This window comes from Sphingomonas corticis (genome assembly GCF_012035195.1).
Classification (GTDB): domain Bacteria; phylum Pseudomonadota; class Alphaproteobacteria; order Sphingomonadales; family Sphingomonadaceae; genus Sphingomonas; species Sphingomonas corticis.
The window spans coordinates 25,031-48,920 of record NZ_JAAVJH010000015.1 but is presented as its reverse complement, the minus strand read 5'-3'; the positions used below and the strand labels follow the sequence as shown (position 1 = coordinate 48,920).

Here is a 23,890-nt window from a genome sequence, read left to right as displayed (position 1 = left end):
ATGCCCGACGACGAACGATCCCAACAGTTTCGCCTTCGCCCGGACGACAGCGTCCAGAAGCTCTTGCTCTCGACACCGGCACACTTCGTCGGCGAGTTCGACACGCCGAACATGCTCATCGCGCATGCATGGCCGCCCCTCTACACCGGGCGCCGGCAGTGGTTCGGGAACGGTGGCGACTCGCTCAGCCGGACGGCGCTCGTCCTGGCGTTCCGGACACCACCGCCCGAGGAACCCGCACCGGGCCTGATCATCCCCAACTACGAGAACGCCGGCGAGGTGCTGGCATCCGCGCTGAGTGTCCTGTTCGGGAAGAAGTTCGAGAATCACGGCCCGTTCGAGATGTCAGGCTCCTTCGGCATGCCTGACCTAGGGACCTTCGCGACGCCTTGCGAACCCAGACTCCGGCAGAACGACGGGCGGCCGCGCGTCGACCGGCCGGTGCCCCTCAACCTCGGGGAGGTCCGCCGCATCGCGCCGATCCTCGGAGCCCCGCGCGACGACCACCGGGTGGCCACCTTCCTGTCGGCGGCACGATTCTACAGACGCGCGCTCCTGTCGATCGAGAACGATCCCGAGGGGGCATACCTCAACCTGATCACCGCCGGCGAGATCATCTCGAACTTCCACGAACCGAGCGAGGAGGAAGCGCTCGACGAGGAGGCCCGCGCCGCGCTTGCACGGATAGCCAACGAGATGGAGGACGGAGAGCGCCTCGCGACCTTTCTTCGCGGTCGGCTCCGCGGCATCAAGCGAAGGTTCGTCGGCGCGATAACGTCGATGGTCGACGACTCGTTCTTCGAGCGTTGGGAGGCCGAGGACCAGTGGGGCTCGTTCAAGAGGGACGGTTTCCCCGGCAGGATCTCGGCCGCCTACGACCTACGCAGCCGCTTCGTCCATTCGGGCTACCCGTTCGGCCAATGGATCAACCTGCACATGTCCCAATACGAGGTGCAGCTCGGCGAGCCGGTGGTGGCGGACCGGGAGATGGCCAAGATCCTAGCCAAGGCGCCGCTGTTCAGCGGCCTCGAACGCGTGACCCGCTACGTGCTGCTGACGATGGCGGCCGACCTTGGCGCGGATGTCGAAGTGGCACCGCCAGAGGGCGCCGACGCTGCCGCACGCTAAAGAGCGGCGATCGCCGGGCCGACCCTCAGGCAGCGAGCCGGGCCGGCTCCCAGGCCTGCCGAACCTCCGCCGTTTCGAAGAAGAGCACCTCGTCCTGGTTCAGGCGGATCATCTGGCGCGGCTGGAGCAGCAGGCGCTCGCCCGCGCGCACCAGCCAGAGCGGCCCGTCCGCCGGCCGGTTCGCCTTCGCCAGCAGCGTGGCCGGATCGATGAGGTCGGCGTCGATCGCGAGCAGCTGCCCGTCGACGTCCACGATGTTGCGAAAGCCGATGTCCCAGAGTGCCATGTTCCCGCGTCTCCTGCGTGCCTCGATATGCACACAGTCGCACGCGCGGGTGTCAGAAGCTGTCACCCCCGTAGTCGCGGAGCATGCACAGCGCGTTGACCAGCGCCATCTCCTCGATCGTCCGGCAGGGCGTCTCGAGGAGCGCGGGGCTCGCGAACACCATCGCCGCCACCTGCGCGCGCGACACCGCCACGTTGATGCGGTTGAGGGAGAAGAGGAAGGCGATGTCGCGCGGCAGCTCCTCGCCGCTGGAGGTCGTCATCGAGACAAGGCAGACCGGCGCCTCCTGGCCCTGGAAGCGATCGACGGTGCCGACGCGGACCGCCGCAGGCAGTCTCGCGCGCAGCGCGTTGACCTGCGCGTTGTAGGGGGCGACGACCAGGATGTCGGCGAGGCCGACCACGCGCTCGCGGCCGTCGCGGTCCCGGTAGGTCGAGCCCTCGACCTCGGCGATCCGCGCCGCCACCGCATCGATCTCCTCCGGACTGACCTGCGAGCGTCCGGAGTGCAGGACCGCCCGCATGCCGGCGCCGACCAGGTCCACACCGTCGCGCGAGACCAGCGCCTGACCGCCCGCCGCGTCGTCGCTGCTCAGCCGGTCCTCGTAGACCGCCGTCGAGATGAAGCCGCATACGCGCGGATGCATGCGGCGGCTGATGGGGATGAACACGCCGCGGTCCGACGGCACGACCCGGTGGCCGTCGATCAGGTATTCGAGGCACGAGCGGCCGCTGTCGCCGGGGTGGCTGCCCTGCAGCGGCTGCGGCAGCTGCATGGGGTCGCCCACCAGCACGATGTTGCGTGCGCACCGCGCCATCGCGAGGATGTTGGCGATCGAGACCTGCCCGGCCTCGTCGACGATCAGGTAGTCGTAGGCCGCCTCGGTGTAGCGCGCGAAGTGCCACGCGGTCGCGCCGACCACGTCCGCCGCCGCGATCTCGGGAGCGTCGTTGTCGCCGACGAGCACGATGCCGGGATGCGCGTCGTCGTCGCCGTCGTCGGAAGACTTCTGGACGACGCCGCAGCGCACGCCCTCGGCCCGCGCACGGTCGGCCACCGCCTCGAGCAGGTTGCCGATCGCCTTGTGGCTGTTCGAAGAGACCGCGATGCGATTGCCCGCGCGGACGAGGTTCACGATCGAGAGCGCGCTGACGTAGGTCTTGCCGGTGCCGGGCGGGCCCTGGATGGCGAGCGTCGTGCCCGCCATTGCGGCGATCGCGCGGCTCGTCTCGGCCGGTAGGTCGCCATCGGCCGGGATGACCCCTGCAGGGCGCGGACCATCCAGGAAGACCGGCGCCGACCGGGTCAGCAGGTGCTCGACCGCCGGCAGGCGGCCGGCGCCGGCGATGACCTCGTCGATCACCGCGGCGACCGACTCGCGCAGCACCTTGTTGCGGAGCGGCTGGGGCGGCAGCAGGTCCAGCGTGTCGGGCAGCGGACCCTTCGCGGTCGAACGCCGCAGCACGAGCGTGTTCGCGTCGTGGTCGATCGAGCGGAGGTTGACCTCCTCGATGCCAGCCGCCGGCTTCATGCAGGGCGACTTGCCGGCCCGCAGCTTCGTCTCCTGCTCGGGGAAGCGGTAGGTCCGCTCGAACGACTGCCTCGTCACCTGGACGGGCTGGTCGATCGCGACCAACCCCTGGATGCACTCGAGGTCGTCGAGCAGCTCCTCGCTCTCCTGCGCGAGACGGTCGAAGATCGCCCAGTATGCGGGCTTGTCCTCTCGCCGATGGAACTGGCTGAGGTCCAGCAGCAGGTCGGCGATGCGGTCGCCGAGACGCTCGCGGACCGGAAGCAGCCTCGCGCGCAGTGCCGCGAGCTCCTCGTCCTCCGCCGCGAGGTTCGATAGCGTCCCGCCCTCGGGCACCTCGCCGAGCACCGGCCACGCCATCGCGGCCGGGCGCACGTCGCGGACCAGCCAGTCGCGGAGCAGCTGGGTGGAGACGCAATCCGTGCGGTTGTAGTCGTGGATCTCGTCCAGCAGGCGCTGCTCGCCCGTCTGCCGCCACTCCTCGTAGAAGACGACGCTGGCGCCGGCCGTCGCGACGTCGGCCGCGCGCTTCTCCATGTAGAAGGCCTCGAGATCCTTGATCGAGTAGCCCTTCTCCGAGGCCACCATCGCGCCCGACACCACCTTGAAGAGATCGACGAAGCGCCGCTCGCGCTGCAGCTGGTCCATCGCCGCCTCGCCGGTGCGGTGCTGCGCGGTCAGCCGGCGGAGCGCCGCGATCTCGTAGTTGGCGTAGTGGTAGACGTGCGCCTGGGGGTAGCGGCGCATGCGGTCGACGAGAAACGCCAGCAGATCAGCGGCGGCGCGGCCCTCGTCCTCGCGGGTGTGCGCCCAGAAGGCGCGGAACTCCCACGCGCCGTTCTCGCGGAACCACACCCCGTGGAGGTATTCAAGGCCACCCGGGAAGTAGGGGTCGCCTTCGATGTCGTAGAAGACGTCGCCTTCGTCAGGGGCGGGAAGCAGCCCGAAGCCCTTGCCGGGCTCGGCGTCGCGCAGCTCGAACGACGGCGGCCCGCCTGCGCGGCGCGCCGACTGCAACCGCGCCTGGGTGACGAGCCGCCGCTGCGTCTCGGCCGCCATCCTCGGCACGCGCTCGTCACGGGCGCCGAGGCCCGCCATCGTCGTCACGCCGGCGGCCTCCAGCTTCTGGCGCTGCGAGCGGCTGATGCCGGCGACCAGCGCGAGGCTGTCCTCCGCCTCCCACCGCTCCTCGCAGCGGTCGCTCCAGCGGCAGAGCGCGCACGCCGACACCGGCTCGGGACGCGTCTCCGGCCGCTCCACGAGGAACGCCTCCAGCATGCGGCGCGCGTGGCGGGCATACGAGGACACCTCCGCCAGCCGGACCGTGAACCGGGTGCCGTCGCCGAGCTGCAGGTGGGCCGCCTCGGGCGCGACGCCCTGCACCTTCGCGAGCAGGTCGCTGTAGAGGCAGAGCTGCAGGACGTGCTTCGGGTCGGGCTTGCGCTTCAGCTTCGTGTCGACGACCTCGTAGGACCAGGCGCCAAGGTTTGAGGGGCGCTCGACGCGCTCGAGGAAGTCGCTGTAGCCGCCCCACGCGCCGTCGAGCAGCGCACCCTGGAAGATCACGTCGGGTCCATCGCGCATCGCCTCGTGCGTCAACCGCACGGACTCCTCGAGGGAGATGCCTTCCTTGGGGATCTCGACGACGCGGCGGCCGTCCGCCTTGAGCTGGTCAAGGAAGGCGAGCTCGTGCTCGTCGCCCTGCCGCTGCAGCAGCTCGGCCTCCGCGCCGTCCTCGCCCGGCGCCAGGTCGCCGACCTCGATCAGGCGCAGGTCCAGCGCCGTCGCGTGCCGGCATCCCTTGAACCGCATCAAGTCCGAGGCCGAGAGCCTCATCGCGCCATCGATCCTGCGCATGTGCATTCCCCTTTCCTGCTCCATAGCACATAAGGGTGACAAAAGTTGTCAGGGGTGAGTCCATGTCGTTCGCGAAGGGTCAGGAGCTGCTCAAGCTCGCGATGATGGCGACGGGGCGGAGCGGCGTGTCGCTCGAGGAGATCGTCGAGGAGTGGGGGTGCTCGCACCGCACCGCGCAGCGGATGACCGACGCGCTTCAGGCCGCGTTCCCGCAGACCGAGGCCGAGGACGGCGAAGACCGGAAGCGGCGGTGGCGCATCCACGCCAAGGCCATCGCGCCGCTCCTGACGCCGTCGGCCGAGGAGCTGGCGGCGCTAGCGACCGCGATAACGGAACTCGAGGCGGAGCAGATGACGGCCGAGGCGGCGACGCTGCGGCAGCTCCAGGCCAAGGTGCGCGCGCTCCTGCCGCCCGGGGCGGGGACTCGGCTCGCGGTCGACGAGGAGGCGCTGCTCGAGGCGCTCGGCCACGCCGCCCGCCCCGGTCCGCAGCCGGTGATGGACCGCGAAGTCAACGCCGCGATCTCGGAAGCGCTGAAGGGTCCGTTCCTGCTCCGCATCACCTACCGCCGGCGATCGCAGGACAAGCCGAGCGAGCGCGTGGTCGCGCCGCACGGCCTGCTGCTCGGCGTGCGCCGCTACCTCGTCGCGCGGGACACGGCAAAGAAGGGCGCGCGGTTGCAGCACTACCGGGTCGAGGAGATCTACTCGGCCGAGGTGCTGGGCGAGAGCTTCGAGATAGACCCCGGCTTCAGCCTGCGCGCCCACGCGGAGAAGGGCTTCGGCTCCTACGAGAGCGAGGCACAGCACGGCGAGGTGGTGTGGCGCTTCACCCCCGAGGCGGCCGACCACGCCCGCCGGTTCGTCTTCCATCCGACCCAGTCGGTCGAGGAGGAGAAGGACGGATCGCTGCTGGTGAGGTTCAGGGCGTCGGGCCACCTGGAGATGTGCTGGCATCTCTATTCCTGGGGCAGGTCGGTGGAGGTGCTCCAGCCCGCGGCGCTGCGCGCCATGGTCCAGGGGCACCAGCGCGACTTCGAGGCACTGCCGTGAGGCCGGCCCGGCCGCGACAGCAAAGGGGCCAAGGCGACCAGGAGTCGAATTGCAGGTCCCCGGCTAGCGTGCGCAGCGACTTGATGTGAGCGACGCGGTCCTGGCCGCCGCGTTCGCGATCGATCTGAAGCCGCGTAGAACGCGTCGCTGGGATGGTGACGCGTCCCGGCCCGGAATCACGTGCGCCCGATGCGGAATGCAGACGGGTAAACCGACAGACCTGATCAGCGCCCCGGGGCCGGCTATTTTCCGGCCGGTGGATCGCGGCGCCTCAGGCGCGCCGCGCCCCGCAGCCGCGGATCAGCGTCCGCCCGAGCGGCTTAGGGGGCTCGGCGTGGAGGACCACCGCCGTCCTCACGTCGCCGAAGCGGCCGATGTCGTCGATCACCGCCTCGAGCGCGACGGTGTCGGGCAGGCGCACGGTCAGGTCGAGGCACTCCTCCCCGGTCAGGCGCCGCAGCTGGACCACCTCCGGCACCCCCTTCAGGTGTTCGACGCACGGCCGGAAGCGGTCGAAGCTCGTCCGGACTCGCATCGACACCTCCGTCGCGAGACCGAGCGCAGCGGGATCCAGCCGGACGCCGTAGCCGACGATCACGCCGATGTCCTCGAGCCGGCGCACGCGCTCCGAGGCCGCGGGTTGCGACAGCCCCACCTTGCGCCCGAGTTCCGCGATCGGCGTCCGCGCGTTCGCCTGCAGCGCCTCGATCAGCGCGATGTCGATCGAATCCAACTTGGAGGAGACGTCCCGGACCGTCGCCATCACAGCTCGACGGCGGTCGTGGCCGTCGCGACGTCGCCCGTGTTCGGCGTGCCGTCCGGATCGATCAGTATGAGCCTGACCTGCCCCTTGCGGGCGGCTGGGCGGTGCTCGACGCCCCGAGGCACCAGGAGCATCTCGCCGGGGCCGACCGTCACGACCTGGTCGCGGAACGCCATCTCGAACTCACCCTCCAGGATGATGAAGAGCTCGTCGGTCTCGTCGTGCCTGTGCCAGACCCACTCGCCCTCGGTCCGGACCAGGCGGATCTCGTTGCCGTTGTAGCGAGCGACGATCTTCGGCGCCCAGACGTCGTCGAACGCCGCGAAGCTCCGTTCTATGTCGACGACGACCGGTGCGCTCTCCATCCAAATCTCCCGATGCGTAGCCGACTACCGACGACGGCAGTTGGATAACGTTCTCTATCCTAAATGCGCTCTGATCCCGTCGCAAGCGGGATCGACGCATTGAGCCGAGCCTATGATTCCAATGCCGATGCCAGCGACGCGACTTGAATTACGATGCGATTGGCGCCCGCCGGCGAATGACCGACCATGTCGACGACTAGGCCGATCGGGGATGATCCGGCGTGGACACGCCCTGGCCAGAAACGAACCAGGCTACCGGGACAGGCGGCTAGAAGATGGGGCTGCCCGCGTCCTCGCTTCCCGCCACGATCGTCGACTTCTTGGCCGCCAACGATCCCGAACTCGTCAGGCTGGCGCGCGCGGACGCGGCGCGCTTGGTGGAGTCAGGTCACGAGCCCGGGTTCGCCCGGCTGGAGGAGGTTCCCACGTCCTTCTTCGACCTCGTCGAGCGACGGCTCGAAAGGCTCTACGTCGCCGAGGCCCAGCGGCTCGGCACGAGCCGGGACGACGCTCGCGCAGCCGTCGTCGCGCGCGAGGGCGAGGAGCTGCGCCTCCGCTTCGAGGAGCTGGCGCGCCACTACCACCTGGTCCTCAACCTCGAGATGGCGGGCGGAAAGACCTACCGCGTGGCCCCCGCGCTTGCCGAGCGCCTGCTCGAGACCCGGGACGACGTGCCCGCGCAAGCGCTGCGCCTGCCGTTCAGGAGCCTCATGCTAGTGTTCGACGACGACGCGTCGCTGGCAGCCTTCCACACCGGCCGGCCGTTCGGCCCTAACCCCGGCCGCGGGGCGATCAGCTCGATCCTCTTCGACCTCCAGGTCGGCAGCGAGCCGTGCCTGCTAGCGGCTTCGCTCCACACGCGCGGACGGCGGACCCACGGCATGATGCAGCGCTCGATGCGATACGGCGAGGGTTCGCTCGACGCGATGCTCTCGACCGCGTGGCCCGGCGTGGACGACGCGCCGATCCGCGCGAAGGGGCGCGACTTCCACAGGCTGCTGCTCAACACGGTCCTCTACATCACGTCGCAGGGGGCACGCGTGTCGCCACCGCGCCGCGATGCGGGCGCGCGCGATCCGCTCAACCGCAGTCCGCGCAAGTTCATGGCGCTCGGCGAGGGGCTCGTGCCGCTGGGCCCCCGGCGGGCGGTCGGCGAGACACGGCGCGGCGAGGTGTCCGACCGTCGAAGCGTCCGCCAGCTGGTCGCGGGGCATTGGCGCTACCACGCCCGCGGACAAGGTCGCTTGGAGCGGCGCCTCCTGTGGATCGAGCCCTACTGGCGCGGCGCGGACTTCGCGCAGGTGGTGAACAGGGCCAGGCTGGTGCGGTAGGGACGAGATGCCTGGGGTGGAGAAGAGCCGATGATGGACCTGAAACCGAACTGCGAATGCTGCGACCGCGACCTCCCGCCCGACAGTCCGGACGCGCGGATCTGCACCTACGAATGCACCTTCTGCGCCGACTGCGTGGAGACGGTGCTCGGTGGCGTGTGCCCGAACTGCCAGGGGAACTTCGTCCCCCGGCCGATCCGTCCGCCCGCCGCGCTTGCCACCGATCCCGCGTCCACTGTCCGCGTGCTGCGCGGCGGTCCCTGCGGGGAACTCCGCGCGACACGCGAGGCCGCCTAGGTGAGCAAGCAGGGGACGTTTTCGGCGACCGAGACCCCCGAAGAAGGGAGGGTCGGCGCAGTCGGCGGCTGCAACTGCGGCGCCGTCCGCTACCTGCTCACCGCGCCGCCACTCACGTGCTACATCTGCCACTGCCACCTCTGCCAGAAGCGCACCGGCAGCGCCTTCAGCCTCTCCATCGTCGTGCCCGCGGATGGGCTCGCCATCACGCAGGGCGAGCTGCGCACGGGCGAGCGGCCCACCGGTTCCGGACGGGTGAACCGGTCGCACGCCTGCGACAAGTGCAACTCCAGGATCTACACGCAGGCCGACGGTGCGCGGACGCTCAACCTGCGGGCGGGGACGCTCGATGACGCCTCGTGGATCCGCCCCGTCGCGCAGTTCTGGACGAGCAGCGCACAGCCGTGGGCCGTCCAGCCAGGCATCCTGACCTACGACGGGCAGGCCGACGACCATGCCAAGCTGCTGGCGGCGTGGGAGCTCGTCGCGAGCTCGGCGTCAGCGCGGATGCCGGCGTGGCCGCGACCCGCGCCAAACAACCGACGGAAGGAGAGACACGGGTGACCGATAGCTTGAACGCGGAGCGGATGCAGGCGTTCGCGCGCGACTGGATCGCGAACTGGAACCGACGGGACGTCGAGGCGGTGCTCGGCCACTTCACCGACGATCCGGTGTTCATCAGCCCGCTGGCCGCCACCATCACGGGCGAGCGCGAGGTAAGGGGGAAGGAGGCGCTGCGGGCCTACTGGAAGCGTGCCTCCGCGCAGAGCACGTCGCTGAGGTTCGACCTCATCGAGGCGATCTGCGACGTGCCCGCGCAGACGCTCGTCGTCTTCTACCGCGCCGAGAAGGACGGCGCGGCCCGGACCGCCGTCGAGATCATGCGATTCGAGGACGGTCGCCAGGTCTCCGGCGAGGCGCTCTACGGGGCGGCGCTGTGACGGGCATAGCGGGCTCGCAGCGCGCGATGCATGCCGAGCGCGCCGCGCTGCTGCGCGATGCCGCCGAACGCGCCAACTCGTATCTCGACGGCGTGGACGAGCGGCCGGTCCGACCTTCGGCGGCCGACATCGCCGCCCTCGAGCGTCTGGCGGGCCCGCTACCCGATGCGCCGACCCCTGCCGCCGAGACGCTCGCGCTCCTCGACGAGGCGGGATCGCCCGCAACGATGGCCTCGCAGGGCGGCCGATACTACGGCTTCGTCATCGGCGGGGCGCTGCCGGTGACGGTCGCGGCGAACTGGCTGGCGACCGCCTGGGACCAGAACGCGGGACTGTGGGCCGCGAGCCCGGTCTCTGCGAGACTGGAGGAGATCGCGCTCGAGTGGCTCGCCGACATCCTCCGGCTCCCGGCCACGATCGGCGGCGCGTTCGTGACCGGCGCGTCGATGGCGAGCTTCACCGCGCTCGCCGCCGCGCGCGACGCGCTGCTCGCCAGGGCTGGCTGGAACGTCGGCGAGGACGGCCTAGCCGGCGCCCCACGGCTCCGCATCGTCGTGTCGGAGGAGGTGCACGTCACCGTCACCAAGGCGCTGTCCCTGCTCGGCTACGGACGGGCGACCCTCGAACGGGCGCCGGTCGACGGACAGGGAAGGATCATGGCTGACAGGCTGCCACCTCTCGACGAGCGCACGATCGTATGCGTCCAGGCAGGCGACGTGAACAGCGGCGGCTTCGACCCGATCGCCGACATCTGCGCCCGCGCGCGGGAGGCCGGCGCATGGGTGCACGTCGACGGCGCGTTCGGGCTGTGGGTGGCGGCATCGGCGGCAAAGGCGCACCTCGCCGCCGGCGCGGAGCTCGCCGACTCCTGGGCCACGGACGGCCACAAGTGGCTCAACACGCCCTACGACTGCGGCATCGCGCTCGTCCGCGATCCCGGGCACCTGCGTGCCGCGATGTCGGCGCCCGCGTCATACCTCGTGACGAGCGGCCACCGCGAGCCCAGCCACTATTCCGCCGAGCTCTCCCGCCGCTCGCGCGGCGTCGAGATCTGGGCCGCGCTGCGGTCGCTCGGCCGCAGCGGCGTCGCCGGGATCGTCGACCGGACCTGCAGGCACGCCGCGCGGCTCGCGGACCTCGTCCGCGCGGCCGGGCTGGAGGTGCTGAACGACGTGGTGCTCAACCAGGTGCTGGTGGCCGCCGACGACGACGCGGCGACCGACGCGATGACCGCGGCCGTGCAGGCCGACGGCACATGCTGGTGCGGTGGCTCGACCTGGCGCGGCAGGCGCGCCATGCGCGTGAGCATCTCGAGCTGGGTCACGACGGACGCGGACATCGACCGCACCGCGGCAGCGATCATAGCCGCCGCGCGGAGCGGCGCAGAACAGGAGACGAGACCATGACCTTCCCCAAGAACGCGATCCTCGCAGGCCAGCCCGTCGAGATCCTCGGCCCCTACATCCGTGTCGAAGACGGCAAGTGGCACTACAGCCACACCCAGGTCATCGCGCGGTTCGAGGGCGTCATCTTCCTCGCCGACGTCGACGCGCTCGAGGACGTCGAGATCAGCGACGAGGAGAAGGCCAGGATCGAGGCTGCCCTCGACGCCACCTTCCCGGACGTCGTCCGACTGGCCCGCGCGATCACCGGTCAGGGATGAGCGGGACGGCCGAACCCGCCTCGCGCGGCCTGCCGCCGCTCCACCTCCTGCTCGGCGTGCTCGTCACCGCCGTATGGGGCACGAACTTCGTCGTCATCCACATGGGACTGGAGCGGGCGCCACCCATCTTCCTCGCGACGATGCGGTTCGTGCTGTCGGCCCTGCCGGCGATCCTCCTCATCCCGCGACCCGCGGTCCCGCTGCGCCGTCTCGCCGCGGCTGGCTTCTTCCTCGGCTTCCAGTTCGCTTTCCTCTTCCCAGGCATGCGGCTCGGGGTCAGTCCCGGCCTCGCCTCGCTCGTCGTCCAGATGCAGGTCTTCCTGACGATCGCGATCGCGGCCGCACTGCTGCACCAGCCCGTCCGTCGCGCCCAGATCGCGGCGCTCGCGATCGCCTGTGGCGGCCTCGTCGTCATCGCGGTCGAGGGCGGCTCGTCCGCCACGCCGATCGGCCTCGCTCTGGTGCTTTCGGCTGCGGCCAGCTGGGCGGTGTCCAACTACTTCGCGGCGACCGCCGGTCGCGTGAACATGGTGGCGTTCGTCGTCTGGGCGAGCCCGTTCGCGGTCCCGCCCCTTCTGGCGACCAGCCTCCTCATCGAGGGGCCTAGCGCCTTCGGCTCGGCGCTGCTGTCGGGAGACGCGATCGTCTGGGCGGTCGTCGCGTGGCAGGCCTACGCCAACACCGTGTTCGGCTACGGCAGCTGGAACTGGCTCCTAAGCCGGCATCCCGCGTCGCAGGTCGCGCCACTCGCGCTCATGGTGCCGATCTTCGGCCTCGCCTCGTCCGCGCTGATCCTCGGCGAACCCATCGAAGGGTGGAAGCTGGCGGCCGGGGCGCTGGTGCTCGGCGGGCTGGCGCTGAACCAGCTCGTCGTGCGCCGACCAGTCGCGCAGAAGTTGCCGGATTAAAGGCTCGTGCCTCAGTCAAGCTCGACGCTGCCAGTGAACATCGGCACGCAGGAACCTCCCACTCCGGCCCTGATGCCGTCGTCCGCGCGCCACGCATGCACATCGAGGACGCTTCGCCGGCCCATCTCGACGCCCTGCGTCGAGCGGAACGCGATCCTTTCGTCGCCGCCTAGGCTGAGCAGCAGCGCCGCGAGGGTCGCGTTCGCGCTGCCGGTCGCGGGATCTTCCCACGTCCCCGCGAGCGGCGCGAACATGCGTGCGCGCACGCCGCCGCCGTCGCGCGCGTAGCAGAACAGGGAGAGCCGGTCGGTGCTCAGCCCGCTGGCGGCGCGTGCCGCGCGGAAGGCCGCAAGATCCGGAGTGGCACGGCCAAGCGCCTCCGGCGCGAACTCGGCGATGACGAAGTCGACCCCGACGCTGGCGACGACCGGCGGGTGCCGATCCAGGACGATTTTCGCAGGGTCGGCACCGATGCATCCGGCCACGGCCGCGGGCTCGACCTCCCCGAGGAGCTCGAGCGGTCGCGGCGCCTTGATCGACGCGCCACCCACCATCCCGGCATCGCGGACGAGGTCGACCTCGACGATGCCGGCCATTTCCTCGAAGCGGAGCACTTCCCCACTGGCCCTTCCCGTCGACGCGAGCACGAAGGCCGTGCCGACGTTCGGGTGGCCGGCGAACGGCATCTCGGCGGTGCGGTTGAATATCCTCACGCGGGCCGTGTTCGCGGGGTCATCCGGTGGCAGGACGAAGGTCGTCTCGGACAGGTTCATCTCGGCGGACAGGCGGAGCATCTCCTCGTCCGACATGCCCCGCGCGTCCGTGAACACCGCCAGCGGGTTGCCGCCGAAGCGGCGGTCGGTGAACACGTCGACGGTGCGGTAGTCGAACTTCCTCATCGGACCTCCTCTGCATTGGCGGCGACCATGTCCCCGGTTGTATTTGGGTAGCGTTCGTGATCCAATGTCGCAAGGAGCGCAGGAGGCACGATGCACGACACCGAACCGCCAACGCCAGTCGCACTGGTCGCACAGCAGGCACCCGGACGGGGATCGACCAACTATCCCCCGGAGTTCGCGGCCAAGGTGCGAGGACGCTTCAAGCGTCCGCTCGGCGACGCGTTCGGATTGAACGGCTTCGGCGTGAACCTCACCACGCTCGAACCTGGCAGCCAATCGTCCGTGATGCACAGGCACACGGTGCAGGACGAGTTCGTGTTCGTCGTATCAGGGGAGCTGGTCCTGCGGCACGAGGGCGGCGAGGCGACACTGTCGGCCGGCACGTGCGCGGGGTTCCCGGCCGGCGGGAGGGCGCACTGCCTGGTCAACCGCTCGGACGCGCCAGCCACCTACCTGGAGATCGGCGACCGGCGCCCCGGCGACACCGCCGACTATCCCGAGGACGACCTCGTCGCCGTCAACGTGGACGGCCGGTGGACCTACACGCGAAAGGACGGCTCCCCCTACTGACGGGCGGCGTGACGGAGCAGGTCCGCCAGAGCGCGGGACACGCCATCGCGATACGGTGCCGGACCCTCGCCCGCGCTCGCGTCGTTCGTCGCGGCGGGCTCCATCACACCGGCCACCGACCGGACGGGCACGACGCCTGCCCATACGGGCCACCCGTCGTCCGCCTCCAGCGTCGCGGGCGGTCCGGACCGGACCTTCAGCGCCGCCTCCACGATCGGCATGCGGACGACGGTGATCTGCGCCAGCTCCGCGTCGGTCATCGGTCGCAGGGTCGGCGAACGGCCGGGATAGATGCGGTCGATGAACGCGTGCATCGCGTCACGCTTGCCAGCCACCTCCGGGACCGCCTCGACGCCTCCGAACGCCATCACCGACGTGTAGTTGATCGAGTGCGCGAATCCCGTCCGGCCGACGACCAGCCCGTCGATGCGGCTGACGGTGACGCAGGCGCGGTTGCCGACGACCGAGCGGATCATCCGGCTGCCGGCCGAGCCGTGCCAGAACAGGGTGTCGCCCTCGCGCCAGTATGCCGTCGGCGTCGCGAAGGGCTGACCGTCGTGCGACCACGCGACGTGCGCCATCAACCCTTCATCGAGCGCGGCGTGAATGGCGGGGCGGTCGTAGGTGGCGCGCTCTGGCCGGCGCCGTGCGCGAGAGAGGTCGGTCGGCGCCGCTGGATCGGCCGTCATGCGACCTCTCCCGCCCGGCACTCGATGAACACGGCGTCCACCACGAAGCCGCCATCGTCCTTGATCTGGAACGCGGCCTGCACCTCCGACGAGGACCCCCGCTGCAACCATCGGATCGCGTCCACCGCGACGTCGGGCGTGGCCATGCGCTCGACCCAGGGGACGAACTCGAGCGGGAGCCGGAAGGGTTCGACCCAGACGGGCGTGATCGCGGCGCGCCCGAGCGCCGCGATCCACTCCGCCATGCTGCGGTCGCGGACATGGGACGGGTCGCGCAGCAGCTCGACCGCCTGCAGGTGCGTGTCCAGCATCGGGGACGAAGGCGCCATCACGTCGACGAAGACCAGGCAGCCATCGGGCCGCACGACGCGCCGCGCCTCGCGCAGCCCCGCCTCCCAGTCCCGCCAGTGGTGCACGCTGTAGCGGCTGACGACTAGGTCGAACGACGCGTCCGCGAACGGCAGCCGTTCCGACGACGCCAGCGCCGTGCGGACATTGGAGAGGTGGCGACCTGCCGCCTCCGTCGCCACGGCGTCGAGCATGCCCTGGGAAAGATCGCACGCGACGACGTCGGAGACGTGCGGCGCCACGGCGTAGGTCACGTGCCCGCCGCCGCAACCGAGGTCGAGCACGCGATCGTAGACCCCGATCCGCGCGATGTCGCCGATGCGCCGCAGATCGACGCCAGTCGCGTGGACGGAGCTCTCGACGTAGCGCTCGGCCTGCTTGCCAAACTGCGCGTCGACCAGCTGGTCATGGTCCTGACCGTCGGCGTTCCCCATCGTCAGTCTCCCGGTCCCCGATCCGCCTACCGTCATGATCGTCGCCATGATGCGCACCGGTGCAGCCGCAGGCGACGGATAGCAGCGGTTATGCATTGGGTAACGGTCGTTATTCCAGGGTGCAAGCGTGATTCGCATCCGGGTGCGGTGCGAAGGGGTGTGAAGTCGGGCCGAGGGAAAAGGCCAGGCTTCCGCGCCAACCAAGGAGCAGATCATGAAAGAGATTACGGAAGCCGAACGCGAGATGCAGCGCGAGCAGGAGCGCGTCGCCGCGGACCCGGTCGCGGCCGGCAACATGGCGCGCCACATGGCAGCGCTGAACCTCCTGCTGCTCGGACGCCGCGGCTACGACCAGACGGACGAGGAGCCGATCATCCAGTCCGGCTTCAGGCTGACGCTCGGGGAACGCGACCTGCTGATGGCCGCCGCCGCGCGCCTGGAGACCGACGTCGTCCACTTAACCTTCCACATCGAGCGGGCGGCCGGCGATCCGCACGGCATCATGGTCTTCCGGGTCGAGGGCGACCTGATCGCCTGCTATCCGCAATGCGGCCTCTGGGCGCCGGCAGGCGGCAAGCGTGCAGTCCTCGTCGGCCTGGAGCGCGAGGCGCCATGCCACTTCGTGCTGCGTCCCGGCCGCAGTATCGCGAAGGTCGAGGGCTGGCCGGCCGCGAAGCTTGAGGCCGGGCTGCGGCGCGGCGCCAACCTGCTCCTGAAGCTGGCGGCGTCCGACGCGATGCGTGACGCCCACGTCGGGGTCAGTCGGGGCTTCGTCCAGTTCAACGGGCCTGGCCAGTGGGCATACCGCTCCGACAAGCTCGCCGCCTGACGGTCCCATCACCCGGTCGCCGAGACAGTCGTCTCGACGGTCGGGCGAAGGGACGAGGCAAGGGACCCGAGCGGGGACCTGATGTTAACAGGCGGACGTCCAAGGTCCCCTCAGGTCCCACTCACCGCTTCTTACACGGCATTCCCCCGAAGGGACGAAATCGCGACCCGACATAAGCTGGATTATCCGGCCTTGCGGAAAAGTCCCTTCTGAAAAGCCCGTGCCGGACGGGTGAGGCGTCCGTCCACATTGAGAGGAAAATTGAAATGGAACTGGTGATCGAGCACTTCGATCTCGACGAAAGCGTGCCGGAGCCGAACGTCGATCGCGTTGCCGCCGCCGGCAGGCGGCCTGCGCTTCCGACAGGCTTCCCGTTCCTGTTCGACGTCGAGAGCGCCGAAGTCATAGAGCCTGTGCTGCTCTACGCCCGCGCCAAGTTCACCTCCGCAAACTGCTGGTCGGAGGGCCGCTGGACGAAGCGCAATTCGGCCGAAGCCGCGATCTCCGACCTCAAGGACTGGTGGTATAAGCTCGACGCCCGCGAGATCCCGTGGGACGTCGCCGACGACGACCTCGTGGCCGAATGGCTGATCGACCAGCGAACGCTCATCAGCGGCCGCACCAACAACTTCCTCGCCAGTTCGACGGTCAAGCGCCGCGCCGCCTCCGTCAGCGAGTTCTACCGCTGGGCGCTCGACGAGGGGTTGGTCGAGCGGGCACCCACGGCACTTGCCTCGACAAGGCTCGCCAAGCTGAAGTTCGCCGCTTCGCGGCGGCGGACGAAGCCCCCCGAGTGGCAGCGCTTCGAGGCTGACCCGCACCCGATCGCCGGCAAGTATCTCCCCGCGTTCGAGCGCGGGATGGGCAAGCTCCCGAGCGACATGGGCGAGAAGTGGACACCCGACCCAGAGGTCAAGGACAGCGTCTGGCGCAAGGAGCCCGACGGCAAGCTCATGACCTCGCGCGACCGCCTCGCGATGGAGCTCGCGCTGTCCTGCGGCATGCGCATCGACGAGATCCTGAACCTCGACTCAGCGACCTTTAAGGACTTCACCTGCACGCCAGAGGAGGGGTTCAAGCTCTTCGAGCTCCGCATCACGCACACCAAGGGTCTCGTCCCGCGCGAGGTCTTCATCCCCTATTGGCTGATGAGCGAGATCGCCGAATACATCGCCAAGGAGAGGTCGGTCGCGCTCGCCGAGGCGAGGCGGATCTGGGCGAAGGGACGCCACGCCACCTCGCTCCCATGGCAGCTGCTGGTCAACCCACCGGGGTCCGGGCGCCACGTCGGCAAGCGCGCGAACGCCGAGCCGATCGAGCAGCGGTTCGCCGAGACCTGCCTAGGCATAGAGGAGCTGCGCCGCTCCAAGACGATCGCAAAAGGCACGCCCGACGCGGCCGTCGCCATCGGCCCTCGGCACACATTCCATGACTTCCGGCACACCTTCGCCGTGATGACCTACCATGCGCTGGAGGACATCGGCATCCCGCGCCCCTGGATCCGCATCCAGAAACTGCTCGGGCACGCGTCCGTCTCCACCACGGTCGGGACCTACCTGAAGGTGCTCGACGCGTTCGGCGCCGAGACGCTGGACAGGCTGGGACAGGCCTATCGCGCAATGCGCGACAGGTGGGTCGCCGAGGACCGGCGCGAAGAGACGATCCACTGAGGAGGGGAAAATGGCGAAACGGGAGAGCGAGGCCGCGCGCCGCGCGCGCGAAGCCAAGAAGCAGCAGCGGGCGGACCCGGACAACGTCGTCGCGAGATACATCCGGCGAGGCGACGACGGCGCGATCTCCGTTGCGTTCCCCAATCACTTCGGCGCCCTGTCGAAGGGGCCGGTCGAGCTTCAAGGGCTCCACGCCTTCACGCATCTCGCGCAGCCGCTCGCCGAGGCCTACACGCTGCGCTTCCTCGAGAGCAGATCCGCCGACGCCCGATACAGGGGATGGGGAACGCTTAAGACCGGGTTCGTGGCCTTCCTCGCCAGACATGGCGCCAAGCACGAGACGAGGCTCAGCGACATCGACGAGAGTACCCTCGTGGCGTTCAAGGCGTGGATCGACGACCCTGAATCCCCGATCTTCATGCCGAGCGAGAACAGCCGCTCGAAGGTGCTGCTAGCGGGCCAGCGGATCCTCTCGACGCTGATGGCGTCGAAGCGGTGGGCACCGCAGCTGTCACCCGCGCTTAAGCTGCTCAAGAACCCCTACCCCAACGCGGGAAAGGACACCAAGCATACCGAGATCCTCGACGACGCCACGCTAGAGCGGCTCTACGTCCATGCCGCCGACGACTGCGAGAGGAGCATCCTGCGGTTCCGCAAGGATCGCGACAGGCTCAAGGCGACAATGAGCCAAGCAGTCCCGCTCGAGGCGGCCGGCAAGGACGCCTTCTCATGCGCCGCCTACCTGATGCAGACCTACAAGGGCAGCATACCGGTCTACTGGAAGATCGCCGCCCGCTCGAAGCGCTTCGCCCCCAGCATCGATAAGGCGCTCTTCGAGGCGGCGAAGGCTCTCCTCTACCCCAACCTCGACGAGATCCTCCCGTTCGTCCTCCTTCTCACGCTGATGTTCGCGTTCAACCCGGGCGTGGTGCTCAACATGACCCACGACGACTACGAGGACGAGACGCTTTTCGGGCGGGAGCGGATCAGGCTCAAGCCGTTCAAGCCGAGGGCGAACAAGAACCAGATCAACACCGTCCTGGCGACGGACGACCTCGACAACCCGCGCACGATCCTGCGCCACCTGCGGGACCGGTGCTTGCGGGCCCGCGCGATCGTCAGGCCCGAATGGGCGAACCGCGTGTTTCTCCGCTACAGCTGGAAATACAACAAGGTCTTCGCGCTCGAAGGGACAGACATCGCGATGCGCAAGGCGATCGCGCGGTTCTGCGCCCGCCACAAGATCGACGTCTTCCAGCTGAAGCAGATCAGGCCGACGACGCTGGACCTCGTGCACGAGATCACCGACGGCAACCTGCTCGCGATGCAGCAGGTCGCGAACCACGACGATCCCAACACGACCCGTGAGTTCTACACCAGCGAGGCCTTCCAGCGCCGGAACGAGGAGATGCTCGCGGCGGGCATGCTGCAGCTGGAGCGCAAATACCAGACCGCGGGGCGCATCGACGTGGCTGCCCGGCACCGCCTCCGCTCCGACCTGGGATCGGCCACGCCAGGCTTCGCCTGCCTCAACCCCTACCGCTCCCCGCTCAAGGGCGAGAGGAAGGGGCGCCTCTGCCAGGCCTACGGCCGTTGCCCGATCTGCCCGCTGGCGATGATGGACCCCGGCTCCGAGCACTCATACGCCTACCTCATCAAGCTCCGGGAGGCGCTCGACGAGGCGGCAGGCCGGCTCGGTCCACCGTGGCTCCGCCGCTGGGCGCCCGTGAAGGAGCGCATCACCGTCCACTGGGCGCGCATCTTCACCGATCCCGAGGTCGTGAAGCGAGGCGTAGCGCTGGCCCGGACCACCATCCCCGACCTCCCCAGACTGGATTGAACGACATGGACGCTAACCATCTCCCCCGCCTCGACATGGGTCGGCTGCCCAGGCTCAATGACATCCTCGCGAAGCCGGTCATGGTCTCTTCGCGCAGCCGCTTCGACAGCGACGTCTGGTATATCGACGGCTGGACACCCGGCCGGAACTGGAAGCTCCACGCGATCCACTGGGACGTCGCCGCGGACCAGAGGCTGATCGACGAGATGAAATACCTCGCGGCGCTGCTGTTCCTAGAGCGCGACGGGCGCGTCCTCCACAAGCACACCTCGGCGGCGAACTTCAGCGTCGGCGTCCGACACTTCCTGCGCTACATGGAGCGGCACGGCTACAGCTCGCTTGACCAGTTCGACCTCGACGCGGTGAAGCGCTTCAAGCGCGACCTGCACGTCGCGCTCTCCGACCCTGAACAGGTCGACCCTGATGAAAACCTGCTGGACCACGCGACCGCCGTCACGAGCGCGACGGACGAGGAGGTCCAAGTCACCGACGACCCGCCCGTAGAGGCGGACGGCCACACCGAGCTCCATCGGCCGATGACCAAGGCCGGCAAGAAGAAGCGGAGCGCCAAGCCGCCCAAGATCATCGCGAAGGACGAGTTCACCTACTCCGCGGCCCACCTGAGGCTCTGGATACTGGGCAAGCTATGGGAGCACCGCGACGACCTGGCCGCTGGTGGCGTCGACGTGCTGCCGGAGGACCCGTTCCCAGGCAGCACGGTCGCGAGGGAGGCGGAGGAGGCGTCGGCCATCGCGGTCGCGCTCATCCCGCCTCTGCCCGACGAGGTTTCCACCCTGATCATGGGCGACGCGTTCCGCCTCATCGGGAAACCGGCCGAAGACGTGATCGAGCTCCAGAGGCTGCACCTCGGCGCGATGTTCCGGATGGACCGGCCGCCCTGGGTCCACGAGATCGCGCGCATCCAGAAGGTGACGGCGGACTTCAATTTCTCGCTGGTCGAGGGAAAGGCCTGGCACGCGCCGCTCTCGCTCGACACGAAGCTCGCCACGGGTTCCGAAGAGCTGCGCGAGCTCATCCAGCTCATCCGTAACGCCTGCATCACCGTCATCTTCTCCGGGACGGGCTGCCGCATCAGCGAGGTCCTCAGCCTCGAGACCGGGGTCAAGCCGAAGGGGCCGCAGACGGTTGACGGGTCGTCGCCCGCGCACGCGCTGCCGGCCTGCATCTCGGTCAAGCGGTCGAAGAGCGGACTCCACCACCACTTCTTCATGCACGGCAAGCTCTCGAAGGGAGAGGACGAGCCGAAGGACGAGAAGTGGCTCTGCGGATCGCGCCCAGCGGACGCGGTCGACCTGGAGCCGCCCGTGGTGCGCGCGATCCGCGTCCTCGAACGGCTGTTCGAGCCTTGGCGCGAATTGGTCGAGGACGACCTGACGCGCCGTTCGCTCATCCTGACGTTCGCGACCCAAGGGTTGCCGCGGCGCAAGGATTCGATCGTTCCGGCGTCGTCCTCGCAGGTGAACCTCGCGCTCGCCCAGCACGCGGGCCGCAAGGAGGTCGGACTTGCCGGGCTGAAGTCACAGGTCGCGAGGAACCCGAAGCTCGCGCCCTACGTGAAGGACAATGGCCGCTGTATCCGGACGCACCAGTGGCGCAAGACGTTCGCGCTCTTCATGATGCGGCTCGACGAGCGGATGATCCCCGCGCTCGCGCACCACTTCAAGCACATGTCGATCGCCGTCACCGAAGGCGCATACATGCCCGAGGACCCATCGATGATCGCGGCGGCGGAAAGCGTCCACATGATGGAGACGCACCGCGCGCTCTACGAGATGCGACGGCGGGACGGCGGGAAGTTCGGCAAGCTCGACCGCGCCATGGACGGCTTCGCCGACGACCTGGAGAGACTGATCGGCGACCTTCCGCTGGAGGAGAACTACGAGAACGTGAGGCATGCCCTCGTGACGCGGGACCTGCGCATCTTCAACGCGGAGCACGGCCGCTGCCTCATCGCGGCCAACCCGGACAAGGCGCGGTGCCACGAGGCGGCGGGGACCTCGGGCTGGCGCCGCCTCAGCCCGAACGTCGAGACGAGGACACCCGGCATGTGCGCCGGATGCGAGAACTTCTCGGTCTCGAGCGAGCACGGCGCCTTCTGGCGGCGACGTTACGTGCAGCATCAGTCCAACTGGATGCTGTCGGACGGCAGTGCCGACTTCGAGGTGGTCCGGAGGATGGCACAGCAGGCCGCCGGAGTGCTGAAGGCGCTCGGCGCGAGCGTGCCGAGGGTGACGAAGGCGAACGCCGGCGCACTGGCGAAGACGACGGACGCAGAGGTCGGCGGAGCAATGCTGTCGGGCTTGGCCAACACCATGGGAGGGAATGATGCACCATCCACTGCTGATCAGCGCTGACCTCGACTTCCCGCTGGGCTCCGGACCCGCGGTCTACCGCGACCTCGTCGACGCCGTCGACGCGCTGCTGAGGGGCGAGCCGGACCACCGGGACCTGCTCGGGAAGCTCGACGAGATGCGGGCCGACGGCGACGAGGACGCGCGGCTGCCGGTGAACATCGAGAACATCGTGATCCAGTCCGGGCGCGACCGGAAGGCGCTGGTCGGCAAGACGCCGCGATACCCCAAGCTCGCCCGGTTCATCAGGGACATCCGGCCGACGCACGGCGTGAGCCAGAACACCTCGGCCCTGATCGAGCGGCTGCAGGAAGAGGCCCGGGAGTGGAAGCAGCGGGAACGGGTGCTGCGGTCCAAGCTGGCGGAGAAGGACCTGCAGCTCGCCAGCGCCAGACGCGAGGCGCTCGACTCGGCCGCGGAGGCGAAGCGCTGGCGGACGAAGAAGGGCTAGTGGCCAGGCAGCCGCGGGGAGGACAGGCGTCGCCATCCCAGCACGGCTAGCTCCTCCGCAACGCGGCGATCGACGGTCCCGCGGAGCGCCACGTGGTCGATCGCGGGGAAAGGCCGGCCCCCGTTGAGCGCGCGCACGAGCGAGTCCGCGGCCGGCCAGGTCGACGCCCATGTCACGCCGCTCGCGAGATGCACCCACCTGTGCTCGGCAAGTGCGCTGGCGAGCAGCGCCGCGAAGCCGGCGCGCCGCGAGAGCTCCATCATCCGACCCGACCGGATCGCGTCGGCACCGAGGTCGGGGCTGGGGTCGCCCTCGGCCTCGCCGCCCGCGATGGTGGCGCTCGTCGTTTCGCCCGCGACACCGGTCTGAACGAGACCGATCTCGGCGATGTCGGCACGCCAACCACCACGGTCGCCGACCAGGGCCGCCCGCAGCTCATCGCGCGCGTGGATGAGGTTGCCGACGGCCCCGTCGAGGTAGATCGACGCGACGGGCGCGAGCCCGGCCGGGAGCGACCGCGAGAACGACACCACCTCCGCCATCGCGGCCGCGATGCGGTCGAAGCCGTCGCGCGGTTCGAACGGGGTCACGCGGGCCTCACCAGGTGCGGCCAGGGCATCCGGTACGGCACCACGCCCGTGCGGGCGACGAGCGTGACGTAGTTCTCGTCCCGTCCGACGCTCCTGATTCGGTAGTCGGTGCCCGTGAACGCCGAATGGTCCACGACGTCCGAGAGCCGGCGCCCCCTGGCACCATCGAGCAGGGTTTCCGGCACGGCCGCCTCGACGTCGACCGTGACGTTGCCGCGGTAGGTCGTCACCAGGAACCTGTCGCCGAAGAAGCGGACCTCGAGGCAGTTCTCGACGATGCGGACCCCGACGCCGGCGACGTCCTGGCTGGGAGCGCGGAGCAGCACGCCGGAGCTCCTGTCGGCGAAGCGCTTGCGCAGCCTGCCCTTGCTGACGCCGGCGACCCGCTGCGCGACCGAGCCGCCGCCCCAGCCGCGGCCCGCGCCAGCGACCGGGAAGATCTCCGGCCAGAAGGTCTTCGGCTCGAGCGTATCGAGCGCGGCGTCGAGCGTAGGGCGATCGACGATGCGGGCGACGAGCGGCGACGCCGAGCGCACCGACCACTGGAGGTAGCGGCGGTAGAGCTCGAGCCGCGACGCCTCCTGTGCCGCCAGGTGGCCGGCGACATCGTCCAGGAGGCGGAGGTATTCGGGATCCTCGATCAGGCTCGCCGCGCTCACCTCCCGAAACTCCATTCCGCGAACCGCAACAGCTCGCGGACGTGGGCGTCGCCACGCTCGAGCAGGTCGATGGGGGCGAGGTCGCCGAGCTGCGGGATCGGGGTGCGGAGCCAGGCCCGCGCGTCCGCGTCGTCGTAGAACGGCAGGCGGTGGTCCAGCGCCAGCATCCGCCGCATGCGGCGCTCGGTGGTCGCCGGCGGGGTCATGTTGCGAATCCCGCCGTCGGGCAGGATCGCCGCCATCTCGCGGGGGGTGATGGCCCAGCGGACGGCGAGCGCGTGCCATGACGCGCGCATGGCGCCGAGCTCGTAGAGGTCTTCGATCGTGTCGGTCATCGTGAAATCTCCCATGGTGGTCCCCGGGTCCGCCCGATCGGCGGACGGACGAGGCATGGTGGCGGGCCGAAGCGCGGCAGAC

The 23,890-nt window shown here is 69.5% G+C and carries 25 protein-coding genes; 15 read left to right on the top strand and 10 right to left on the bottom strand.

Annotation, left to right across the window (positions count from 1 at the left end):
- On the top strand, nt 1–1,128 hold the full coding sequence (locus HBH26_RS17060) for a HEPN domain-containing protein (RefSeq protein ID WP_168135850.1): 1,128 nt from the start codon (nt 1–3) through the stop codon (nt 1,126–1,128).
- Between the two features lie 25 nt (nt 1,129–1,153).
- On the opposite strand, the gene HBH26_RS17055 is transcribed toward HBH26_RS17060, so the two are convergent.
- Nucleotides 1,154–1,414 carry a hypothetical protein gene (locus HBH26_RS17055; RefSeq protein WP_168135849.1) on the bottom strand — a complete coding sequence of 87 codons (261 nt, stop codon included), beginning with the start codon at nt 1,412–1,414 and terminating at the stop codon, nt 1,154–1,156.
- A gap of 52 nt (nt 1,415–1,466) precedes the next feature.
- Entirely contained in the window at nt 1,467–4,781 is a 3,315-nt protein-coding gene (locus HBH26_RS17050) for a TM0106 family RecB-like putative nuclease (RefSeq protein ID WP_239024886.1), read from the bottom strand.
- An 83-nt stretch (nt 4,782–4,864) separates the two neighbouring features.
- On the opposite strand from HBH26_RS17050, the gene HBH26_RS17045 reads away from it, so the two are divergent.
- Nucleotides 4,865–5,854, top strand: coding sequence for a helix-turn-helix transcriptional regulator (locus HBH26_RS17045; protein ID WP_168135847.1), 990 nt, complete (start codon nt 4,865–4,867; stop codon nt 5,852–5,854).
- A gap of 271 nt (nt 5,855–6,125) precedes the next feature.
- On the opposite strand, the gene HBH26_RS17040 is transcribed toward HBH26_RS17045, so the two are convergent.
- Together HBH26_RS17040 and HBH26_RS17035 are read right to left on the bottom strand one after the other, a co-directional pair.
- The gene (locus tag HBH26_RS17040; RefSeq protein WP_168135846.1) at nt 6,126–6,617 is read right to left on the bottom strand and encodes an Lrp/AsnC family transcriptional regulator; all 492 of its coding nucleotides are present in this window, start codon (nt 6,615–6,617) and stop codon (nt 6,126–6,128) included.
- Nucleotides 6,617–6,982, bottom strand: a complete 366-nt coding sequence (locus tag HBH26_RS17035) for a cupin domain-containing protein (protein WP_168135845.1) — start codon at nt 6,980–6,982, stop codon at nt 6,617–6,619. Before HBH26_RS17035 ends, HBH26_RS17040 begins: the two co-directional genes overlap by 1 nt.
- 275 nt (nt 6,983–7,257) lie before the next feature.
- Between HBH26_RS17035 and HBH26_RS17030 the strand changes: the two genes are divergently transcribed.
- From HBH26_RS17030 to HBH26_RS17000, 7 genes are read left to right on the top strand one after another with little or no spacing between them, the layout of a single operon-like run.
- Nucleotides 7,258–8,313 (top strand): AcrVA2 family anti-CRISPR protein, encoded by a 1,056-nt coding sequence (locus HBH26_RS17030; RefSeq protein ID WP_168135844.1) that lies wholly within the window; start codon nt 7,258–7,260, stop codon nt 8,311–8,313.
- Nucleotides 8,314–8,343: 30 nt separating this feature from the next.
- Entirely contained in the window at nt 8,344–8,610 is a 267-nt protein-coding gene (locus tag HBH26_RS17025; protein WP_168135843.1) for a DUF1272 domain-containing protein, read from the top strand.
- Nucleotides 8,611–9,174 carry a GFA family protein gene (locus tag HBH26_RS17020; RefSeq protein WP_168135842.1) on the top strand — a complete coding sequence of 188 codons (564 nt, stop codon included), beginning with the start codon at nt 8,611–8,613 and terminating at the stop codon, nt 9,172–9,174. It abuts the gene before it with no gap.
- Complete coding sequence (locus HBH26_RS17015; RefSeq protein ID WP_338057449.1) at nt 9,171–9,551, top strand: nuclear transport factor 2 family protein; 381 nt, start codon at nt 9,171–9,173, stop codon at nt 9,549–9,551. The genes HBH26_RS17020 and HBH26_RS17015 overlap by 4 nt, the downstream gene beginning before the upstream one ends.
- On the top strand, nt 9,548–10,957 hold the full coding sequence (locus HBH26_RS17010; protein ID WP_209308648.1) for a pyridoxal phosphate-dependent decarboxylase family protein: 1,410 nt from the start codon (nt 9,548–9,550) through the stop codon (nt 10,955–10,957). Before HBH26_RS17015 ends, HBH26_RS17010 begins: the two co-directional genes overlap by 4 nt.
- Nucleotides 10,954–11,214, top strand: coding sequence for a hypothetical protein (locus tag HBH26_RS17005; protein WP_168135841.1), 261 nt, complete (start codon nt 10,954–10,956; stop codon nt 11,212–11,214). The genes HBH26_RS17010 and HBH26_RS17005 overlap by 4 nt, the downstream gene beginning before the upstream one ends.
- Complete coding sequence (locus HBH26_RS17000; RefSeq protein WP_168135840.1) at nt 11,211–12,122, top strand: EamA family transporter; 912 nt, start codon at nt 11,211–11,213, stop codon at nt 12,120–12,122. Before HBH26_RS17005 ends, HBH26_RS17000 begins: the two co-directional genes overlap by 4 nt.
- Nucleotides 12,123–12,133: 11 nt before the next feature.
- Here the strand turns inward: HBH26_RS17000 and HBH26_RS16995 are convergent, their stop codons facing one another.
- The gene (locus HBH26_RS16995; RefSeq protein WP_168135839.1) at nt 12,134–13,021 is read right to left on the bottom strand and encodes a PhzF family phenazine biosynthesis protein; all 888 of its coding nucleotides are present in this window, start codon (nt 13,019–13,021) and stop codon (nt 12,134–12,136) included.
- Nucleotides 13,022–13,111: 90 nt separating this feature from the next.
- Here HBH26_RS16995 and HBH26_RS16990 point away from each other — a divergent pair, with 90 nt between their 5' ends.
- The gene (locus HBH26_RS16990; protein WP_168135838.1) at nt 13,112–13,591 is read left to right on the top strand and encodes a cupin domain-containing protein; all 480 of its coding nucleotides are present in this window, start codon (nt 13,112–13,114) and stop codon (nt 13,589–13,591) included.
- On the opposite strand, the gene HBH26_RS16985 is transcribed toward HBH26_RS16990, so the two are convergent.
- Nucleotides 13,585–14,280, bottom strand: a complete 696-nt coding sequence (locus tag HBH26_RS16985) for a pyridoxamine 5'-phosphate oxidase family protein (protein ID WP_168135837.1) — start codon at nt 14,278–14,280, stop codon at nt 13,585–13,587. The two genes, HBH26_RS16990 and HBH26_RS16985, sit on opposite strands and share 7 nt — an antisense overlap.
- Nucleotides 14,277–15,062 carry a class I SAM-dependent methyltransferase gene (locus tag HBH26_RS16980; protein WP_168135836.1) on the bottom strand — a complete coding sequence of 262 codons (786 nt, stop codon included), beginning with the start codon at nt 15,060–15,062 and terminating at the stop codon, nt 14,277–14,279. The genes HBH26_RS16985 and HBH26_RS16980 overlap by 4 nt, the downstream gene beginning before the upstream one ends.
- 214 nt (nt 15,063–15,276) lie before the next feature.
- On the opposite strand from HBH26_RS16980, the gene HBH26_RS16975 reads away from it, so the two are divergent.
- The 5 genes from HBH26_RS16975 to HBH26_RS16955 all read left to right on the top strand — a co-directional run bounded on the left by HBH26_RS16975 (nt 15,277) and on the right by HBH26_RS16955 (nt 22,224).
- Nucleotides 15,277–15,891, top strand: coding sequence for a hypothetical protein (locus tag HBH26_RS16975; RefSeq protein ID WP_168135835.1), 615 nt, complete (start codon nt 15,277–15,279; stop codon nt 15,889–15,891).
- A gap of 266 nt (nt 15,892–16,157) precedes the next feature.
- Nucleotides 16,158–17,561, top strand: a complete 1,404-nt coding sequence (locus HBH26_RS16970) for a tyrosine-type recombinase/integrase (protein ID WP_168135834.1) — start codon at nt 16,158–16,160, stop codon at nt 17,559–17,561.
- 10 nt (nt 17,562–17,571) lie between these two features.
- Nucleotides 17,572–19,401 (top strand): hypothetical protein, encoded by a 1,830-nt coding sequence (locus HBH26_RS16965; RefSeq protein ID WP_168135833.1) that lies wholly within the window; start codon nt 17,572–17,574, stop codon nt 19,399–19,401.
- A gap of 35 nt (nt 19,402–19,436) precedes the next feature.
- Nucleotides 19,437–21,776 (top strand): hypothetical protein, encoded by a 2,340-nt coding sequence (locus HBH26_RS16960; protein WP_168135832.1) that lies wholly within the window; start codon nt 19,437–19,439, stop codon nt 21,774–21,776.
- Nucleotides 21,745–22,224 carry a hypothetical protein gene (locus tag HBH26_RS16955; protein ID WP_168135831.1) on the top strand — a complete coding sequence of 160 codons (480 nt, stop codon included), beginning with the start codon at nt 21,745–21,747 and terminating at the stop codon, nt 22,222–22,224. The genes HBH26_RS16960 and HBH26_RS16955 overlap by 32 nt, the downstream gene beginning before the upstream one ends.
- On the opposite strand, the gene HBH26_RS16950 is transcribed toward HBH26_RS16955, so the two are convergent.
- The 3 genes from HBH26_RS16950 to HBH26_RS16940 are packed head-to-tail and all read right to left on the bottom strand — an operon-like array spanning nt 22,221 to nt 23,808.
- Nucleotides 22,221–22,814 (bottom strand): hypothetical protein, encoded by a 594-nt coding sequence (locus tag HBH26_RS16950; RefSeq protein WP_168135830.1) that lies wholly within the window; start codon nt 22,812–22,814, stop codon nt 22,221–22,223. The two genes, HBH26_RS16955 and HBH26_RS16950, sit on opposite strands and share 4 nt — an antisense overlap.
- A complete protein-coding gene (locus HBH26_RS16945; RefSeq protein ID WP_168135829.1) occupies nt 22,811–23,473 on the bottom strand; it encodes a hypothetical protein in 663 nt (220 codons plus the stop codon). The genes HBH26_RS16950 and HBH26_RS16945 overlap by 4 nt, the downstream gene beginning before the upstream one ends.
- Nucleotides 23,470–23,808: an antitoxin Xre/MbcA/ParS toxin-binding domain-containing protein gene (locus HBH26_RS16940; protein WP_168135828.1), complete on the bottom strand. Its 339-nt coding sequence runs from the start codon at nt 23,806–23,808 to the stop codon at nt 23,470–23,472. The genes HBH26_RS16945 and HBH26_RS16940 overlap by 4 nt, the downstream gene beginning before the upstream one ends.
- Nucleotides 23,809–23,890: the final 82 nt, after the last annotated feature.